At 68.8% G+C, this 17,209-nt stretch carries 17 protein-coding genes; 9 read left to right on the forward strand and 8 right to left on the reverse strand.

From position 1 onward, the window contains the following. Positions 1 to 76: 76 nt before the first annotated feature. The 3 genes from AX721_RS23370 (at position 77) to AX721_RS23380 (ending at position 2,832) form a co-directional block, all read left to right on the forward strand. The gene (locus AX721_RS23370; protein ID WP_068878367.1) at positions 77 to 886 is read left to right on the forward strand and encodes a DUF1295 domain-containing protein; all 810 of its coding nucleotides are present in this window, start codon (positions 77 to 79) and stop codon (positions 884 to 886) included. Between the two features lie 10 nt (positions 887 to 896). Further along, positions 897 to 1,814 carry a nitronate monooxygenase family protein gene (locus AX721_RS23375; protein WP_068878368.1) on the forward strand — a complete coding sequence of 306 codons (918 nt, stop codon included), beginning with the start codon at positions 897 to 899 and terminating at the stop codon, positions 1,812 to 1,814. Between the two features lie 61 nt (positions 1,815 to 1,875). Further along, entirely contained in the window at positions 1,876 to 2,832 is a 957-nt protein-coding gene (locus AX721_RS23380) for a helix-turn-helix domain-containing protein (RefSeq protein ID WP_068878369.1), read from the forward strand. Positions 2,833 to 2,835: 3 nt separating this feature from the next. On the opposite strand, the gene AX721_RS23385 is transcribed toward AX721_RS23380, so the two are convergent. Genes AX721_RS23385 through AX721_RS23395 form a run of 3 tightly spaced genes read right to left on the reverse strand, consistent with a single transcriptional unit; the run spans position 2,836 to position 6,125 of the window. Beyond that, positions 2,836 to 3,369, reverse strand: coding sequence for a nuclear transport factor 2 family protein (locus tag AX721_RS23385; RefSeq protein ID WP_068878370.1), 534 nt, complete (start codon positions 3,367 to 3,369; stop codon positions 2,836 to 2,838). Beyond that, positions 3,366 to 3,797: a nuclear transport factor 2 family protein gene (locus AX721_RS23390; RefSeq protein WP_068878371.1), complete on the reverse strand. Its 432-nt coding sequence runs from the start codon at positions 3,795 to 3,797 to the stop codon at positions 3,366 to 3,368. The genes AX721_RS23385 and AX721_RS23390 overlap by 4 nt, the downstream gene beginning before the upstream one ends. Before the next feature lie 57 nt (positions 3,798 to 3,854). Continuing rightward, the gene (locus tag AX721_RS23395) at positions 3,855 to 6,125 is read right to left on the reverse strand and encodes a TonB-dependent receptor (RefSeq protein ID WP_068878372.1); all 2,271 of its coding nucleotides are present in this window, start codon (positions 6,123 to 6,125) and stop codon (positions 3,855 to 3,857) included. A gap of 386 nt (positions 6,126 to 6,511) precedes the next feature. Here AX721_RS23395 and AX721_RS23400 point away from each other — a divergent pair, with 386 nt between their 5' ends. Continuing rightward, a complete protein-coding gene (locus AX721_RS23400) occupies positions 6,512 to 6,928 on the forward strand; it encodes a limonene-1,2-epoxide hydrolase family protein (protein ID WP_068878373.1) in 417 nt (138 codons plus the stop codon). A gap of 7 nt (positions 6,929 to 6,935) precedes the next feature. Here the strand turns inward: AX721_RS23400 and AX721_RS23405 are convergent, their stop codons facing one another. The 3 genes from AX721_RS23405 to AX721_RS23415 are packed head-to-tail and all read right to left on the reverse strand — an operon-like array spanning position 6,936 to position 9,590. After that, positions 6,936 to 7,322, reverse strand: a complete 387-nt coding sequence (locus AX721_RS23405; RefSeq protein WP_068878374.1) for a nuclear transport factor 2 family protein — start codon at positions 7,320 to 7,322, stop codon at positions 6,936 to 6,938. A 13-nt stretch (positions 7,323 to 7,335) separates the two neighbouring features. After that, positions 7,336 to 8,094, reverse strand: coding sequence for an SDR family oxidoreductase (locus AX721_RS23410; protein WP_068878375.1), 759 nt, complete (start codon positions 8,092 to 8,094; stop codon positions 7,336 to 7,338). Between the two features lie 17 nt (positions 8,095 to 8,111). Then, positions 8,112 to 9,590: a carotenoid oxygenase family protein gene (locus tag AX721_RS23415; protein WP_068878376.1), complete on the reverse strand. Its 1,479-nt coding sequence runs from the start codon at positions 9,588 to 9,590 to the stop codon at positions 8,112 to 8,114. Positions 9,591 to 9,731: 141 nt separating this feature from the next. On the opposite strand from AX721_RS23415, the gene AX721_RS23420 reads away from it, so the two are divergent. Then, on the forward strand, positions 9,732 to 10,184 hold the full coding sequence (locus AX721_RS23420; RefSeq protein ID WP_082765366.1) for a limonene-1,2-epoxide hydrolase family protein: 453 nt from the start codon (positions 9,732 to 9,734) through the stop codon (positions 10,182 to 10,184). Between the two features lie 3 nt (positions 10,185 to 10,187). On the opposite strand, the gene AX721_RS23425 is transcribed toward AX721_RS23420, so the two are convergent. Then, positions 10,188 to 11,396 carry an acetyl-CoA C-acyltransferase gene (locus AX721_RS23425; RefSeq protein ID WP_068878377.1) on the reverse strand — a complete coding sequence of 403 codons (1,209 nt, stop codon included), beginning with the start codon at positions 11,394 to 11,396 and terminating at the stop codon, positions 10,188 to 10,190. A 130-nt stretch (positions 11,397 to 11,526) separates the two neighbouring features. Between AX721_RS23425 and AX721_RS23430 the strand changes: the two genes are divergently transcribed. Beyond that, positions 11,527 to 11,925 carry an MAPEG family protein gene (locus AX721_RS23430; RefSeq protein WP_068878378.1) on the forward strand — a complete coding sequence of 133 codons (399 nt, stop codon included), beginning with the start codon at positions 11,527 to 11,529 and terminating at the stop codon, positions 11,923 to 11,925. Between the two features lie 45 nt (positions 11,926 to 11,970). Here AX721_RS23430 and AX721_RS23435 read toward each other — a convergent pair whose 3' ends face one another. Beyond that, a complete protein-coding gene (locus AX721_RS23435) occupies positions 11,971 to 12,990 on the reverse strand; it encodes a sodium:calcium antiporter (protein WP_068878379.1) in 1,020 nt (339 codons plus the stop codon). 124 nt (positions 12,991 to 13,114) lie between these two features. On the opposite strand from AX721_RS23435, the gene AX721_RS27595 reads away from it, so the two are divergent. From AX721_RS27595 to peaB, 3 genes are all read left to right on the forward strand, one after another. Further along, complete coding sequence (locus tag AX721_RS27595; RefSeq protein WP_068878380.1) at positions 13,115 to 14,029, forward strand: universal stress protein; 915 nt, start codon at positions 13,115 to 13,117, stop codon at positions 14,027 to 14,029. A 197-nt stretch (positions 14,030 to 14,226) separates the two neighbouring features. After that, positions 14,227 to 15,957, forward strand: a complete 1,731-nt coding sequence (peaA, locus tag AX721_RS23445; RefSeq protein WP_068878381.1) for a quinohemoprotein amine dehydrogenase subunit alpha — start codon at positions 14,227 to 14,229, stop codon at positions 15,955 to 15,957. Then, positions 15,954 to 17,209 (forward strand): quinohemoprotein amine dehydrogenase maturation protein (gene peaB, locus AX721_RS23450; protein WP_082769882.1); only part of this gene is annotated, 1,256 nt, incomplete at its 3' end. The genes peaA and peaB, both read left to right, overlap by 4 nt.

Below are 17,209 nucleotides of genomic sequence, written 5' to 3' on the forward strand. Positions count from 1 at the left end.
TGTGGGCGGACATTAACTTGCATAGAAAGACTGTCAAACCGCCCCACACATCGAGGGCGGAACCTGGGGGTGCGGCATGCCGGAATTCGTAGTGGTCCTGGCGGTGAACGCCGTCGTGATCCTGGGCCTGTTCGTCCTGGCCTGGGCGATCTGCGTGGCCCAGCGCGATGTGACGCCGGTGGACAGCCTCTGGGGTCTCGGCATGGGCGTGGTGGCCATCTCCACCTTCCTGCAGACCGGCGGCGGCACGTCGCGGCGAATGATCCTGACCGGCCTCTGCGTCGCCTGGGCGGTGCGGCTGGGCGGCTACATGCTGTGGCGCTGGCGCGACCATGGGCCGGATGGCCGCTATGTGCGGATGCTGGACAAGGCCAAGGCCGAGCGGGGCTGGGGCTATGGCTACGCCGCCTTCCGCCTGGTGTTCCTGCTGCAGATGCCGCTGCTCTGGCTGGTCTGCCTTCCGGTGCAGCTGGGACAGGTTCCGGACCAGCCGGCGGAGCTGGGCGCGCTCGGCGTCACGGGCGTCGTGCTGGCGGTGTTCGGCCTGATCTTCGAGAGCCTCGCCGACTGGCAGCTCGTTCGCTTCAAGAAGGATCCCGCCAACGCCGGCCAGGTGATGGACCTGGGCCTGTGGCGCTACACCCGGCATCCCAACTACTTCGGCGACGCTTGCGTCTGGTGGGGCCTGTGGCTGGTGGCGGCGGAGACGACGCTGGGCCTGTTCTCGGTGATCGGGCCGCTCTACCTCGTCTACACCCTGACCCGCTGGAGCGGCATGCCCACGGTCGAGGGGCGCATGCGCCGCCGAAAGCCGGCCTATGAAGACTATATGCGCCGCACCTCGGCCTTCGTCCCCTGGCCGCCCAAGCCCCCCGAAGCCGCCTGAGGTCGCGCCCTTGTCCCTGCCTGCCCATATCGCCGACCGGCTCCGCCTGCCGGCCATCGCCGCCCCGATGTTCCTGGTCTCCGGTGTCGACATGGTCCTGGCCGCCTGCAGGGCCGGGATCATCGGCTCGTTCCCGGCCAACAACGCCCGCTCGCTGGAGGAGCTGGACGCCTGGATGGCGACGATCGTCGCCACCCTGCCGGCCGACGCCCCGCCCTGGGCCATGAACATCATGGTCCACCGCTCCTACGCCCGCTGGGAGGATGAGCTGGAACTGGTGCTGAAGCACCGCCCGCCCATCGTCATCACGGCCCTGGGCAGCCCGTCGGCGGTCGTCGACGCGATCCACGGCTATGGCGGCCTGGTCTATGCCGACGTCAACTCCCTGACCTTCGCGCACAAGGCGGCGGCCACCGGCGTGGACGGGCTGATCCTCGTGGCGGCCGGAGCGGGCGGCCACACCGGCCCCATCTCGGGATTCGCCTTCGCCCCGGCGGTGCGCGAGTGGTTCGAGGGCACGATCGCGCTGGGCGGCGGCATCGGTTCGGGCCAGGCCATCCGCGCTGCGCGGATGCTCGGCGCCGATCTGGCCTACCTGGGCACGCGGCTCATCGCCTGCGAGGAGAGCCTGGCCGTCCCCGGCTACAAGCAGATGCTGGTGGAAGCCTCGGCCGAGGATATCGTCACCTCCGCCGCCCTGACCGGCATGCCGGCCAACTGGCTGAAGGCCAGCCTCCTGGCCGCCGGCTACGACGCCGAGGGCCTGAAGACCAAGGCCGAGATCAACCTGGGCCGGCCGGAGGACGCCGCCAAGCGCTGGCGCGACGTCTGGTCCGCCGGCCACGGGGCCGGGCAGGTGAAGGCCGTCGAGCCGCTGGCCGCGATCATCGACAAGCTGGCGGCGGAGTACGCGCAAGCGGCCGGCTGAGCCGCGCCTTGACAACGGGGCGGCCATTTTCGAAGGGTCGGCAGGCGCAGCCCGAGGCGATATGGCCGATCCCCAACCGAACGACGTCCCGCCGGCTCCGACCCAGCTCGTCCAGGCCAACTCCGCGACCCGGGCCCTGAACATCCTCGGCGACCGCTGGACGCTGATGATCCTCTACCTGGCCTTCCAGCGCGTGCGGCGGTTCGACGAGTTCCAGGGGCGCATCGGCCTGGCTCGCAGCCTGCTGATCGACCGCCTCCGACGGCTGCAGAAGGCGGGGCTGCTGGAGAAGGTGCGCTATCAGGAGCGGCCGGTGCGGGAGGAATACCACCTGTCGCCCATGGGACTCGACCTCTACAGCCTGGCCCTGATGATCATCCGCTGGGAGAAGCGCTGGTTCTACGATCCGGCCAACCCTGCGCACCGGCTGGTCCACAGCTGCGGCCACGAATTCACACCCGAGTTCCGCTGTCGCGGCTGCGGCGAGCTCGTGACGCCCCGCGACGTCTATGTGGCGGAGGGGCCGGGCGCAGGGTTCGAGCCCTCGCCGCCGCCCCGGGTGCAGCGCCGGTCCATCGTGCCGGCCGACAGCCTGAACCAGGGCAACCCGATGCTGGACCGCGCCTTCCAGGTGCTGGGCGACCGCTGGACCAGCCACGTGATCGCTTCGGCCTTCCTGGGGCGGCGGCGGTTCAACGACTTCCAGCAGTCGCTGGGGGTGGCGCCCAACATCCTGGCGGACCGCCTGTCCCGACTGGTGGACCTGGGCGTGCTGCGCAAGGAGCTCTACCAGCAGCGGCCCGAGCGCTGGGAGTACCGCCTGACGGAGGAAGGGCGCGACCTCTATCCCCTGATCGCCGAGCTCAACCGCTGGGGCGACCGCTGGCTGGACGGGGGGAAGGGCCCGCCGCTCATCACCCACCACCGCCCCTGCGGCCACGTCCTGGAGGGGAAGGTCACCTGCGACCACTGCCGCGCCGAGGTCGCTGCGCAGGACGTGACGCCGCCCGGCGGCTGACGCCTACTTGGCGACGGGCCGCGAGATCATCTCGCGCACTTCATCGGTCATGGGTTTGCCGGCCTTCATGTCCGCGCTGATCCGGCCGTCGAAATACTCCCGCCACTCGCTGACCAGCAGCCCGCGGAACTGCAGGCTGCCGGCGTAGGGGATGGCCACATGCTGGCCTGTGGTCAGGGTGAACTCGTCCACGCCCTCCATGAACAGGCGGTCGGCGGACTCGGCATAGTCGAAGATGCGCCAGCTGTTGCTGCCCGGCGCGATCACGGACTTCATGTTCTGCAGCGCGGTCCGCATGGCCGCCTTGCCCCGGATCGCGGGCGCGTAGCCGGACGAGTTGCGCCAGACGATGTCGTCCGTGACGTGGGCCAGCACGCCGTCCACGTCCTGCCGTTTCCAGGCGGCGATGATCGCTTCCAGCACGGGATAGAGGCGCGGCATGGCGGCGGTCTCCTTGGCGAGGGCGGGGGCGGCGATCAGGGCGCCCGCGGCGGCCATGACGGTGCGACGCAGGAGGTGATGGGGCGGCCCGCTCATCGCGCGACCTCCCGGTCCAGGAGTTCCAGAACCTGACGCGTCAAAGGCGCGCCGGCCTTCTGCTCCGCCATGACGCTGAGATCGACGTAGTCGCGCCAGCCCGCGATCAGGTCGCCGCGGAAGTCGAGGATCCCCGCATAGGGCGTGGCGACCCGGCGCCCCTCCGTCGTGCGATAGTCGTCGACGCCCTCGACGAACAGGCGGTCGCCCGCCTCCGCATGGGCGAAGATGCGCCATTCGATCCGGTGCATGTCGGCCTGGAAGCGCTCCAGCAGCTTGCGCGCCGCGGCCTTGCCCCGAACCGGCGGCATGACCGCCACGGCGTAGTGCCAGACGATGTCGTCGGCCATGAAGCCCAGGACGCGATCGACGTCCTTGGCCTGCCAGGCGTGGATCACCTGCTGGAGGATGGCGTAGAGGCGGCTCATCCGGACTCCGGACTCAGAAAGGGAAGCGCCGGGCGGCTGGCCGCCCGGCGACGGGATCTAGAACGCGGCGGACAGCTCGATGCCGTAGGTCCGCGGCGCGCCGAACGAGGACATCTCCTCCTGGAAGAAGGGGATGATGTTGGTGCGGTAGACCGTATCGCCCAGGTTCTTGCCGTAGACCGAGACGCTCCAGGGCTTGTCCGGCAGGGTCAGGGTCACCCGGCCGTCGAGGGTGCCGTAGCCGTCCTCCCAGGTGGTATTCTCCGGAGCCCACGGCATCCGCCCCTGGTAACGGTAGCTCAGGCGCGCGGACAGGGCGTCTTCCCACGATCCGACGCTGGTGGTCACCTCGGCCCCGATCGCGCCCTGCCAGCGCGGCGTGCGCTGCATCCGGTTCCCGGAGTTGTTCACCCCGGCGAAGATGAAGGTGTCGTACTCGGCGTGCACATAGCTGCCGCTGGCCCAGGCGCGCAGCCAACGGGTCGGAGCCAGCTGCAGGTCGGTCTCCACGCCCTTGATCGTGGCGCCGGGCGCGTTGCTGATCACGTTGCAGAGGCAGGACGCAAGGGTCTGCTGCACCTGCAGGTCCTTGTACTTCATGTAGAACACCGCCGTGTTCCACCGCAGCCGGCGGTCGAACATCTCGGTCTTGTAGCCGGCCTCGTAGTTCGTGACGGTCTCGGGATCGTACGGCGTCGCGGCGGCGAAGGCGTTCGAGGCGCTGTTCTGGAAGCCGCCGCCCTTGAAGCCCCGCGAGACGGTCAGATAGGCCATGTTCCGCTCGTCTGGCGTCCAGCGCAGGGTCGCTTGTGGCGTCAGTTCCTTCCAGGAGTCGCCGTAGGGCGTGGCGAAGTTGGTGGTCAGCGGCGTCAACGGCGCCGGATCATTGGGATTTAGCCGGTCGCCGGTGGCGACGATGATGCCCCGCTGGAAGCCGTACTTCTTGTCCTTGGTGTAGCGGGCGCCGACGTCCAGCTTCAGGGTCTCGGTGATCTTGAAGCCGACCTGGGCGAAGACCGCCATGTCCCGGTTGTGGCCGTGGTCGTCCCAGTGGCTCTCGCCCGACAGGGTCGGCAGCACGGTCGATTCACCCCAGTAGCGGTTATACTGGTGCACGTTGGTCTTCTGGTAGTAGGCGCCGACGATCCAGTCGAAGCGGCTCTCGGTGTTGGTCGAGGCCAGCCGCAGCTCCTGCGAGACCTGGTTCATCCCCTCGATGAAGTTCACCGGTTCGGCGAAGAGCAGGGGGGCGGCCACGTTGAAGCCATTGGCCGGGCCGAGGCCGGTCTGGTCGTACAGCGTGAACGAGTGGTTGTGCCGGTAGCCGCTGATGCTGGACAGGCGGACGTTCTCGGCCACGTCCTTCTCGACCTTGATGATGATGTCGTAGGTCTCGTGCCGCGCGCCCTGCGGGGTCGGCGCGGTGTCGCCCTTGAACAGCGGCCAGATCGGCAGGCTTTCCTTGCGGCTGAGACCGCCGGGCCGCAGGGCAGCGATCAGCGCGCGGGTGCCGGACCACGGGGTGAAGCTGGCCGGCAGGGTCTTGCTCTTCAGGCCAACGCGATGGATGCCGTCGTTGCTGTCCTTGGCGTAGTCGACGTTGATGCTGGCGCGCAGGTCGGAGCCCTCGGGCGCATAGGCCAGCTGCACCCGCGCCTGGGTGGAATCCAGGTTCTCCAGCTCGACGTTGTGCAGGATGTCCTTGTAGTAGCCGCCGCGGTTGATCGTCTGGAACGAGACCCGGCCGGCCAGGCTCTCGGTGATCGGGCCGGTGATGTAGCCGTTGGTCTGCTTCAGGTCGTAGTTGCCCAGCGTGACGGTCATGCGCCCCGAGGCCTCGAAGCTGGGCGCGTTCGAGATGATGTTCACCGCGCCGCCAGCGACGTTCTTGCCCAGCAGCACGCCTTGGGGCCCGCGCACCACCTCGACCCGCGCCACGTCGTAGAAGGCCGAGTTCAGGTTGCCCGAACGGCTGACGTAGACGTCGTCCACGAAGGTCGCCACCGACTGGTCGGCGGTGGGCGAGCTCAGGCGCGTGTTCACGACGCCCCGGATGTTGATCTCGTTGGACTGCGGCGAGTTCGCGGTGAACGAGATGCCCGTCATGTTGTGGGCCAGGTCCTCGAGCGTCAGGACCCGGTCCTTGGCGAGGTTGGCGCCGGTGATGGCGGTGATGGCCAGCGGCGCGGTCTGGACGTTTTCCTCGCGCTTCTGGGCGGTGACGATCAGCTCCTCCAGCTGGGTCCCCGGCTCCGCGGCCATGGCGGGGGCGGCGAGCCCCAGGCCGGTCAGGAGGGCGATCACGGATGTGGTGTGCTGCAGCTTCATGGCGTTTCTCCCCCGGGCCGCGGCGTTCGAGCGCCGAGATCCCCCGTTGTGTTGTCCGCGCGAGGCGGAAGACGTCCGCTTGGAAGGGTGGGGCGAGGCGGGCAGAGCGTCTGGCCCCGGCGCCGAAGGTTGCGCCGGCTTGCATAACGTCATCCAGGCGGTCGCGCGGAAGCGGATCGCCGACGTCATTGCGCCTGGATCTCCCCGATCAAGCCCTCCCGACTTCTCTTATTCCTATCTGGGCAAGCGCTCCGGGAAGCGCTTACATCTCGTCAAGCAAGTCACCCCCTCGTATGGCTGGTGGCGACTCCCGAGAAAGAGCTTGCCAATAGTCCGTACCGTTATGCAAGTTGATTTTCGGAACGGGATCCAGGGAGGACGGCGAGATGGCCGCAGCGCTGACGGACGAGCAGAAGACCGCGGCCGGGCGTGAGATGGCCGAGGCGTGGCGAGCGCTCGACTGGCGCAAGGTCGCCGACATGTTCACGCCCGATGGCGTGCTGCATTCCATGATGGTCGAGCCCATCGTGGGGCGCGAGGCGATCTACAAGCGTGTGTCGGGCCTGGGCGACGGGCTGGAGCAGATCACCCTCAACATCCACCACATGGGCGTCATCGACGGGGTGCTCTACATGGAGCGCACGGACGAGTTCGTGATCCGCGGCAAGGTCGGCTCGGCGCCGGTGGTGGGCGTCCTGGAATTCGACGGCCGACTGATCAGGGTCTGGCGCGAATACTACGACCGCGCCCACCTCCTGAAAGCCATGGGCCTGGTCGAAGACTTCGACCAGAAGACCCGCTGACTAGGACCTAGCGCCCGTACGGCCGCAGTTCGGCCGAGCGGGCGGAGTCCAGGTACTCGTCAAGGCGGGTGATCACCCCGTCCTCCATCCTGACCACCACGCAGGCGTCCATGGCCCACTTTTTCCCGTCGGGCAGGGTCGCCTCCAGCACATGCTGCTGAAGGAAGCCGTCCGGTAGGGGCTCGCGACGCACCACACGATAGTTGCGGTCGGGGAGGGTGCGGATGAACCAGTCCAGCACCTTCATGTTCTGGTCGACCGTCTGTTCGATCCCGTCGCTGTTGTGCCAGAGCTTGGCGTCCGGCGCATAGCAGGCGCGGACGGCGGCAGTGTCGCCCGCCTGGATCGCGCCCACGAAGCGTTCGGCGAAGGCGAGGTAGTCCTGGGGGGTCATGTCGCGCGCTCCCTCAGCGGCCGGTCGTCACGCGCTCGCCGGAGAGCGAGCGGCGCATCTGCAGTTCGAAGCCCTTGGGGTCGCGCGCCAGGTTGGCCCGGACGTCCACGGCCATGAAGTCGGTGTCCACCTCGTCGGCGCCCTTTCGGATCGCCTTCAGGCCCGCTTCCGCGATCGTCGCCGGCGTCTCCTTGAAGCCCTCGACGTGACTGGCCATCCGCGTGTCCACCGAGCCGACGATCAGGGCGGTCACCGAGGTGTTCTGCGGCGCAAGCTCGGCCCGCAGGCAGGTGGACATGGCCCGGCCGGCGAACTTGGAGGGGCTGTAGCCCCCCATGCCGGGCACGGCCACGATGCCGCCCGCGGACAGGACGTTGGCGATGGCGCTCTCCTTGTGCCGCGCCAGGATCGGCGCGAACGCCCGGCACATGGCCAGGGGGCCGAAGTAGTTGGTCTCCATCTCCGCGCGCGCGGCCGACAGGTCCGGCGCCTTCAGCAGGGTCTGCATGGAGAACTGGCCGGCGTTGTTCACCAGGATGCTGACGTCCTGGCACTGGGCCGCGGCGGCCTCGATCTGCTCCGGCTTGCTCACGTCGAGCTGCACCGCGACGACCCGCGCCGGATCCTCGTCCACGAGATGGCGGGCGTTGGCCGGGTCGCGGGCGGCCACGTAGACCTTCCGCGCGCCGGCGGCGAGGAAGGCGCGCACGAAGGCTTCGCCGATCCCGCGGTTGCCGCCCGTGACCAGGGCGACGCTGTCCTTGATTTCCATCCCTTGAGCCTCTGGTCTTAGGCCGCCACGAAGCCGTCGCGGATGAACGCCCGGTCCGCCCAGACGCTGTGCGTGCCGCTGCAGATCTTGTGGGGCAGGGCGATGCGGACGACCGGCCCCTCGTCGAAGCGCTTGCAGTCGATCAGCACGCACTCGGACGTGCCGCTGGTCTCGTCGATGATGAAGCTGACGAGATAGCCATCGTCCTCGTCCTTGGCGTCGATGCGCGGCACGAAGGGGGCCTCGCTGGCGTAGCGGCCATCGGGCAGGCTGACCTCCCACGACTCTCCGGTCTCCAGGTCGTGCTTCACGAAGCCGGTGAACAGGAACCAGCCGGGCCTCGACGTCGTGGAATAGGCGTAGCGGTAGGGCTTGCCGGCGTAGCGCTGGTTGAACATGCCGAACTCGAGGATCCGGTCGTCCAGGTGGCGCTCGTGCGTCTCGCCGGTCTTCAGGTTGAACCGCCAGCGGTGCAGCTTGGGACGGAAGCTGTGCTCGTCCAGGAACGACATCATGTGCCCGTAGCCATCGGGCGCGTCGGGCAGCGGCCGCGGGGTCGGGTTCTCCTGGAAGTAGCCGTCCATGACCACCTCGTCGCCGTCCTCGTAGGCGTTGAGGAAGTGCAGGATGTAGGTGGGCTCGGCCTCGAACCAGCGGACGTCTGACGGCTGGCCGTACCGCGGGATGATGCCGAAGCGCGACGGGAGGCCCGGGTGCATCCGCACGGCGTGGATGTCGCGTTTCAGGAGCTCCTCGTCCCAGAACACCGGCAGGTCGTTGAGGATCGAGAAGTTCGTCGTGAACGTCATGTCGTGCGGCAGGCGCGGGCCGGGCAGGGGGACCGGCACGTAGTGCGCCAGCTTCCCGTGCCGGTCGACCACGCCGTAGTGCATGTAGGGCGCATGCTTGGAGTAGTTGAAGAACAAGAGCTCGCCCGTGGCCTCGTCGACCTTGGTGTGGGCCGAGACGCCGTCCAGCGGACCCCAGCTGGCCACGCCGCCCTGCTCCAGCGTCTCCGGATCCAGCCAATAGGCTTCGCCGCACTGGTAGAAGGTCGAGACGATGCGCCCGCCATGGACGACCACGTCGGTGGAGGATGAATCCTTCAGCCCGCCATGGGCGCCGAAGCCGGGCCGCAGCGAGACGCCGGGACCGTCCATCAGCCCGCCCCAGAGGGCCTGGCCGGCTTCCTGTTCGGCCTGGAAGCCACGCGTCCGGACGAAGCGGTTGCGATAGTCGGCCCGGCCGTCCTTGAAGCTGATCATGTGCACCATGCCGTCGCCGTCGAACGGATGGTGGCGGCCCAGCGGCTGCTGCACGGGGTTCTCGGTGTTGCGGACATAGACGCCGTCGATGTCGCGCGGGATCGCGCCCTCGATCACGTCGAGGTCCGTGGCGTCCACCTCCTCGTGCAGCGGCGTCCAGGCGCCGTTGAGATACGGATGGTTGCTGGGCCGCAGCGAGACCTGCACCGGCGGCAGTCGCTCCATCTTCATAACGGCTCTCCGAGCGTGTCGGCGCGCCCGTCGCGGGCGCCCTTGAACCAAGTCTAGCAACATGGTCTTGTTGTGCAAGTGACATGGGCCGGATGCGTGACCGATCGCATCGGCGGCCCGGAACGAGGGATGGAAACACGCATGAAGACCCTGCTCAGCCTGGCCGCGCTCGCCTTCGCCGTGGCGGCGCCTCTGCCGGCGTCGGCCGCAGACACGGACGCCAGCCGGATCGCCGTCGCCCGGGAGATGATCGCCGCGTGGAAGGCGGCCGACTGGCGCAAGGTCGGCGATCTGTTCGCCGAGAAGGGCGTCCTGCGCTCGATGATGATCGAGCCTGTGGTGGGCCGCGAGGCGATCTATCAGCGCATCGCCGCGCTCGGCAAAGGCGCGCCGGACGGCGTTGTCCTCGACGTCTCGCACATGGGTGTGATCGACGGCCTGGTGTTCATGGAGCGGGTCGACCGCTTCGTCTACAACGGCAAGCCCGGCGAGGTGCCGGTCGTCGGCGTGCTCGATATCCGCGACGGCAAGGTGCAGGAGTGGCGTGAGTACTACGACCGCGCCGAGCTGCTGAAGGCGCTTGGGGAGAAGTAGGCCTCAGCCCACCCGTTCCAGGACCATGGCGGCGCCGACCCCGACGCCGCCGGTGGCCACGACGAGACCCGTCTCGGCGTCGAGCTGGACCATGTCGTCGAGCAGGGTGGTGGTGAGGACCGCGCCGGTGGCGCCCATGGGGTGACCCATGGCCAAGTGGCCGCCATTGGGATTGACCCGCTCCATATCCGGTTCGAACCGTCGCTCGAACAGCACCGGGATGGCGGCGAATGCCTCCATGAACTCGACCGCGCCCACGTCGCGGAGCGCGAGCCCGGCGCGGTCCAGCGCGCGCTCCATCGCGCTGAACCCCGCGGTGAGTTGCAGCACCCGGTCTCCTGCGGTCTCCCCGACCGATCGGATGCGGGCGAGGGGGGTGAGGCCCAGGGCCTGCCCCGCCTCCAGCGTTCCCAGCAGGAGCAGGGCGGCGCCGTCGGCGATCGGCGGACAGTGCGCGACGGTGTGCACATGCTCCACCCGCGTCAGGTCCGGACGATGGGCCAGCAGGATTTCGTCGTAGCCCTGGGCCCCTGCGGCGGCGAACACGGGGCCATGGCGCGCCAGGCTGGCGCCGTCGCCGAAGTCCCTGATGTTCTCGTCACGGTCCAGCGCCACGGCGCCGTCCGCGCCGCTGACCGGAATCACCCGTCCGGCGTAGCGGCCGTCCGCCCAAGCCGTCGCCGCGCGCCGATGCGACCGCAGCGTCGCCGCATCCAACGCCTGGCGCGGAATGTTCTCGACGGTCGCCAGCAGGTCCGCGGCGAGGCCCACGGGCGACCACCCCATCGCCGCGGCCAGATCCATGTCGCTGTAAAAGTCGGCCGCGTCCGCCAGGAATGGGGTCTGCGACATGCTCTCCACGCCGCCCGCCAGCGCTAGGTCCACCTGGCCTGCCGCCACCCGTCGGGCGGCGTCGGCGATGGCGCTGAGACCAGAAACGCAGAAATTATTGATTGTTAGCGCCGCGACTTCATCGGGAAGGCCGGCCTGGGTTCGGGCGGAAAGCGCCATATGCCCCCCCTGGACGCCCACCTGGGTGACGCATCCGAGCGTCAGGTGATTCACGGAAGCCACGGATTCAGGGCCGTTGCGCGCGGCCAGCGCCTGGACCAGCTGACCGACCAGCCTGGCCGGCGCCACGGCGGCCAGGGCTCCGTCCGGCCGACCCTTGCCGCGCGGCGTCCGCACGGCGTCGAAGATGTAGACAGACATGGAACCGCTCCAGCCGCGCCGAGTCCGTCTTGTAAACGAAGTCATATGGGCGGCAAGCGCGCGAACGGCGCCTCAGGCCGCCTAAGGCCGCTATAGTGGAGCCGTGTCGCCGCACCGAGGGAGGACGGCCATGTCGATCGAGTTCTGGTGCCTGTACGCCGCGATGGGCCTTGCGCTGGTCCATCTGACCGCCGCGTCCTTCAGCTTCAAGGCGCAGGTGGGCAACGCCTACACCGTCGGGGCGCGCGACGAAGACCTGAGGCCCAAGGGCGTGGCGGGCCGTCTCGGCCGCGCGCAGCGCAATTTCCTCGAAACGTTCGCCATCTTCGCCGCCGCCGTTCTCATGCTGGACGCGCTCGACCGGGCCGGCGGCTGGTTGAGCGTGTCCGGCGCGGTGACCTACGTTGCGGGGCGATCGCTCTTCCTGCCGCTCTACGCCGCGGGGATTCCATGGCTGCGGACCCTGAGCTGGAACGCCGCGACGGCGGGCCTCGTCATGGTGATGATCGCCGTCGTGTGGACGCCTTGAGCGATGGCTCGCGCGCCGCCGCCGCGCGCGCCCAAAGCGCCCAGGTCATCCGCCTGAGAAGCCCTGGCGGCCCAGGCCGTCGATCAGCAGCGCGGCATTGAGCGCGTAGGCCGCGACGAGAGCCAGGCTCACCCAGCTCACCGCGCGCGCCGGCCTTGCGGTCGGGCGATAGATCAGGCCGATCGTGGCGGCCCCCGTCATCAGCAGCGCCGTCAGCACGGTGACGCCATGGGCGGCCGAAACCTGAGAGAGCAGGGGGCCGCCAGGATAGGCGGCATCGTCGACGGCCAGCACCACCATGTTGAAGAGATTGCTGCCGAACAGATTGGCGACCGCCATATCCAGAGCCCCGATGCGAACGGCGGACAGGGTGACCACCAACTCGGGCAGGGACGTCGCCGCGGCCAGGAACAGCGTGCCGACGAAGGTGGTTGTCCAACCCATAGCCGTCGCTAGGTCCAGGGCCGCGCCGGGCAGCATGACCCCCGCGGCCACGACGGCCGTCGCCGCGGCCACGTAGCCGGTCACAGCGCGGGCCAGCGTAACGCCCGGATACCGCAGGGCGGCGGGTTCTGGTGGCTCGAGCAGGCGACGGCGCTCGTAGGTAAAGATGTTGCGCAGGGCCAGCACGTAGATCGGGACGATCGCCAGTGTCGCGGGACTCAGGGGCAGGCCGGCGATGGCGGCCGGCGCCGACAGGTTGAGTCCCACGATCGCCAGCATGACTGCGCTGTAGCCCGTTGAAAGTGCATGGCCTTCCGCGGCGCGGGCGAACAGGCAACCCGGCCTATGGAAGAAGTCGACAACGCTCAGCAGGAGCAGGTTGAAGACGCAGCTTCCCAGCGCATCCCCGACGGCGAGGTCGGGCGCATTTTCGAGCCGCACCGCGCTGATCCCGGTGACCAGTTCAGGCAACGACGTGACCGTCGCAAGCAGGATGAGGCCAATCCAGCTACCCGAGAGGCCGGTCCGCTCCGCGATGACATCGCCGAAACGCGACAGCCAGTAGCCGGCGAAAGCGATGACGGCGGCGAGCAGCAGGAACGTGGTCCATACGGTCAACATTCGTGTGCTCCGGGGGCGAGCCGCCTTCTGCGGCGGTGTTGAGGGCGTGACCTTGCGTTCCGTCAAAGCCCAGGACCGCCCCGTGGTCTTGGATGCAACGACGTATCGCCGGAGGTCCGGAAATATGACGAGCTCCGAGACGACCGTTGAGGCGCGGCCTGTCCTGCTGGCGACCGACCTCAGCAGCCGGTGTGACCGGGCCTTCGAGCGCGCATGCGCGCTCGCCGCGGCGCGAGGCGTCACGCTCCATGTGGTCACGGCGGTCGAGGGCGACTTCCACCAGCCTTCGTGGCGGTCGAGCGAGCGACAGGCCCTGGCGAAGATGCGCGCGGATGTCACAGAGGCGCTCGGGAGCCGTTCGCTGTCCTGGGAGCCCGTCGTCGCACCGGGCCGATCCCGCGAGGTGATCGTCGAGACCGCCCGACGAATCGGCGCTGGACTGATCGTGGTCGGCGTCGCGCGGAATGAATTGCTGGGCCGGGCAAGCCCCGGCAAGACGGTGGAGACGCTCATCCGCGAAGCCCCGGCGCCGGTGCTCGTGGTGCGGCGGCGCTCTGTCATCGCCTATCGCCAAGTTCTGCTGCCTACCGACTACTCGCAGGCGGCCGAGCTGGCTCTGATTCGCGCCGCCGCGATGTTTCCCGAGGCGCAATTCATACTCCTTCACGGATATCGCGTTCCCTTCGCCGGGTTTCTCGACGAGGGGACCGACCAGCCCGAGTTCAAGGCGCTGGCGCTGGAGGAACAGTCCGACTTCATCTCACGGGTCGAGGCGGCGACCGGCCAGCGGGGCCGGTTTGTCGGACTGGTGGAGTATGGGGGCTCCGAAGAGCTTGTGGTCGACTTCGTAGGCAGCAATCCCGCTGACCTCGTCGTCATCGGCGCGCACGACCAGGGCGGCATCCTGGGAGCACTCAGCGTCGATGTCGCCGGCCGACTGCTGATGGCGGTGCGGTGCGATGTGCTCGTCGTTCCAGAGTCCGCGGCCGAGTCATCGGCGCCGAGGGGCCGCAAGGCCCGTGACGCCGCAGCCCGCTGAATCCACGCCGCAGCTCAGAACCACCCGCCGAACAATTGCGCATAATCTTCCTTAGGCGCAATGCGGGCACGTCTACGTCAAACGCCCCATACAGCCGCAGCACGGCGTTCGCCTACCCTCGCCCTGGGGAGACTGAGCCGTTCGCCTCAGCCGGAAACTGCGCGGCGCCCGCGCGCCCGTACTCGAGGAGTCCTGCGGTGAAGAAAGTGGCAGCGGCTTGGACGGCGGCGGTGCTCGTCCTCTGCTCCGGGCCGGTCGTGCTGGCGCAGGCCTCGGGGTCCGGCGCCGCCAGCGGCGCCGTCGAAGAGACGGAAGCCGGCATCCCCGTCACCGACCCGCTGACCATCGAGAAATGCGGCGGCTGCCACGCCCGCGACGACAAGGGCAACCTCTCCCGCATTTCCTGGTCCCGCACGACGCCCGAGGGCTGGTCGCAGTCGATCAAGCGAATGGTGCGCCTGAACGGGCTGCAGCTCTCAGGCGCGGACGCCCGGGCGATCGTTAAGTACCTTGGCACCCGCCACGGACTGGCGCCCGAGGAAGCCAGGCCGGTCATGTACCTTGTGGAGAAGCGCATCGTCGACGAGGCGATCCCGAACGACGACATCCGCCAGGCCTGCGCCGCCTGCCACGCCTTCGCCCAGCCGATGTCCTGGCGCCGCTCCAAGGCCGAATGGCAGCTCCTCCAGAACCTGCACGTGGGGATGTTCTCCCAGGCCGACGCGCAGTTCCGGCGCACCGTGGATCGCACGCCGCCGCTCCCCGAAGGCGCGCCGAAGGTCACCGCCGGCCAGGTCGCCCTCGAATACCTGGCCAAGAACGCCGGCCTGCACTCCGCCGAGTGGGCGGCCTGGCAATCCCGGATCCGGGACCCTGGCATCGCCGGCAAGTGGCTCGTTTCGGCCACCCTGCCCGGCAAGGGAAAGTTCGTCGGCGCGATGGTCATCACGCCCGGCGCGACGAAGGACGAGTTCGCCACCCAGGTCACGTTGAAGTCGCTCAAGGATGGAACCACGATCACGCGGTCCGGCTCGGGCCTCGTGTACGCCGGCTACTCTTGGCGCGGCCGCTCGGCGGGCTCCGGCGCCAAGGGCCGCACGCCGGACGATCCGGCCAGCGACGCCCGGGAGGCCCTCTGGATCGCCCCCGGCCAGCAGTCGGCCGAGGGCCGCTGGTATTGGGGCGAGTACCAGGAGTTCGGGTTCGACGTGAAACTCACGCGGGCCTCGGCGGCCCCTGCCCTGGTGGCCGTGACGCCCTTCGCCCTGAAGGCCGGCGCCAAGGGGGTGCGCGTGACGCTCCACGGCGGCAATCTTCCCCCTGCGGTCGCGCCCTCCGCCGTGAGCCTCGGCGCCGGGGTGACCGTCACCCGCATCGTCTCGACGACGCCGGACGAGGTGGTGGCCGAGGTGGACGTCGCCCCCGACGCGGCGGTCGGCAATCGCGATGTGCAGGTGGCCGGGGCGATCCTCGAGAACGCGTTCCCGGTCTTCCAGAAGCTGGACTACCTGAAAGTGACCCCGGAGACCGCCCTCGCCCGCCTGGGCGGCATCAAGTTCGCCAAGGGCTATCAGCAGTTCGAGGCGATCGGCTTCACCAACGGCCTCGACGGCAAGCCGAACACCGCCGACGACGTGCGCGTGGGCCCCGCCGACGTGACCTGGAACATCGAGGAGTTCGCCTCGGTCACCTACGACGACGACAAGAAGTTCGTCGGCGCTCTCGGCCCGAACGCGCTGTTCACACCGGCCTTGGAAGGCCCGAACCCGGCCCGCAAGTTCAGCCGCAACAACTACGGCGAAGTCTGGGTCGAGGCGACCGCCAAGAGCGACAAGGACAAGTTCGGCAAACCGCTGACCGGCCGCGCCTACCTGGTCGTCACCATCCCGACCTACCAGCGCTGGGATCAACCGGAGGTCAGCCAATGACCGCAATGACGGCGCACGCCTATGGTCCCGGCGAGTTCCACGCCTTCGACTCCGCGGGACGGAAGTTCATCTACCTGGTCTCGTCTGGGGCGGTGTTCGAGCTGGACCAGGCCGCGAGCGAACTGCTGGCCGAGCTCGGCCAGCGGCGCATGCATCGCCACGAGCTGATCGAGAACCTGGCGGCCAGGGGTTACGGCCAGGACGACGCCGAGGGGCTGGTGCGCGAACTCTACCTGGCCCAGGTGATCGTCGCCGGCGAGATCGCGGCCCCGGTCGTCTCGCCGCCGCCGGCCGACTTCCCCCTGGCGTCGCTGGTGATGAACATCACCAACCAATGCAACCTGTCCTGCACCTACTGCTACGAGTTCGGCGCGGACAAGATCGCCACGCCCCAGGGCAAGCCGAAGTACATGGACCTGGAGACCGCCCGCGCCTCGGTGGACTTCCTGCTGCGCGAGTCCCGGGGCCGTCGGGCGGTGCACATCACCTTCTTCGGCGGCGAAACGCTGATGAACTTCAAGCTGCTGCGAGAGGTGGTGAGCTACGCCCGCGAGCAGGCCGCCGCGGAGGGGCGGACGGTCGACTTCAGCCTGACCACCAACGCCACCCTGCTGACGGCCGAGATCATCGCCTTCCTGTCGGACAACGCCATCGGCGTCACCGTCAGCATGGACGGGCCGGCGGACCTCCAGGACAGGCGAAGGGTCTACAAGAACGGCCGCGGCAGCTACGCGCGGATCGAACCGCGCCTCAGGGCCCTGATCGCCGGCCACCGCACGCGGGCGATCACCGCGCGGGTCACCCTCACCGACGGCGTCACCGACGTGCTGCGGATCTACCGCCACCTGAAGGACGACCTGGGCTTCCACGAAGTGGGCTTCGCGCCTGTGACCAGCTCGGGCGATCAGGACTATTCGGTGAAGGCCGAGGACATGGAGAGCGTCCTCGCGCAATTTCAGGCCCTCGCCCGCGAGTGGCTGGAATATGCGCTACAGGGCCGCATGCACGGCTTCTCGAACGTCAGCGAGACGATCGGCGAGCTGGTCAAGGGGGTGAACAAGTCGCATCCCTGCGGCGCGGCGATCGGCCTGGTGGGCGTCAGCCCCGGCGGCGACATCTCGCCCTGCCATCGCTTCACCGACGCCGACACCCATACGCTCGGGCACATCTCCACCGGCATCGACAAGACCAAGCAACAGGACTTCCTGGCCCGCGGTCACGTCAGCGCCAAGTACGAGTGCCAGAGCTGCTG

The sequence above is a fragment of the Phenylobacterium sp. CCH9-H3 genome (assembly GCF_001557235.1).
In the GTDB taxonomy this organism is placed as follows: domain Bacteria; phylum Pseudomonadota; class Alphaproteobacteria; order Caulobacterales; family Caulobacteraceae; genus Phenylobacterium.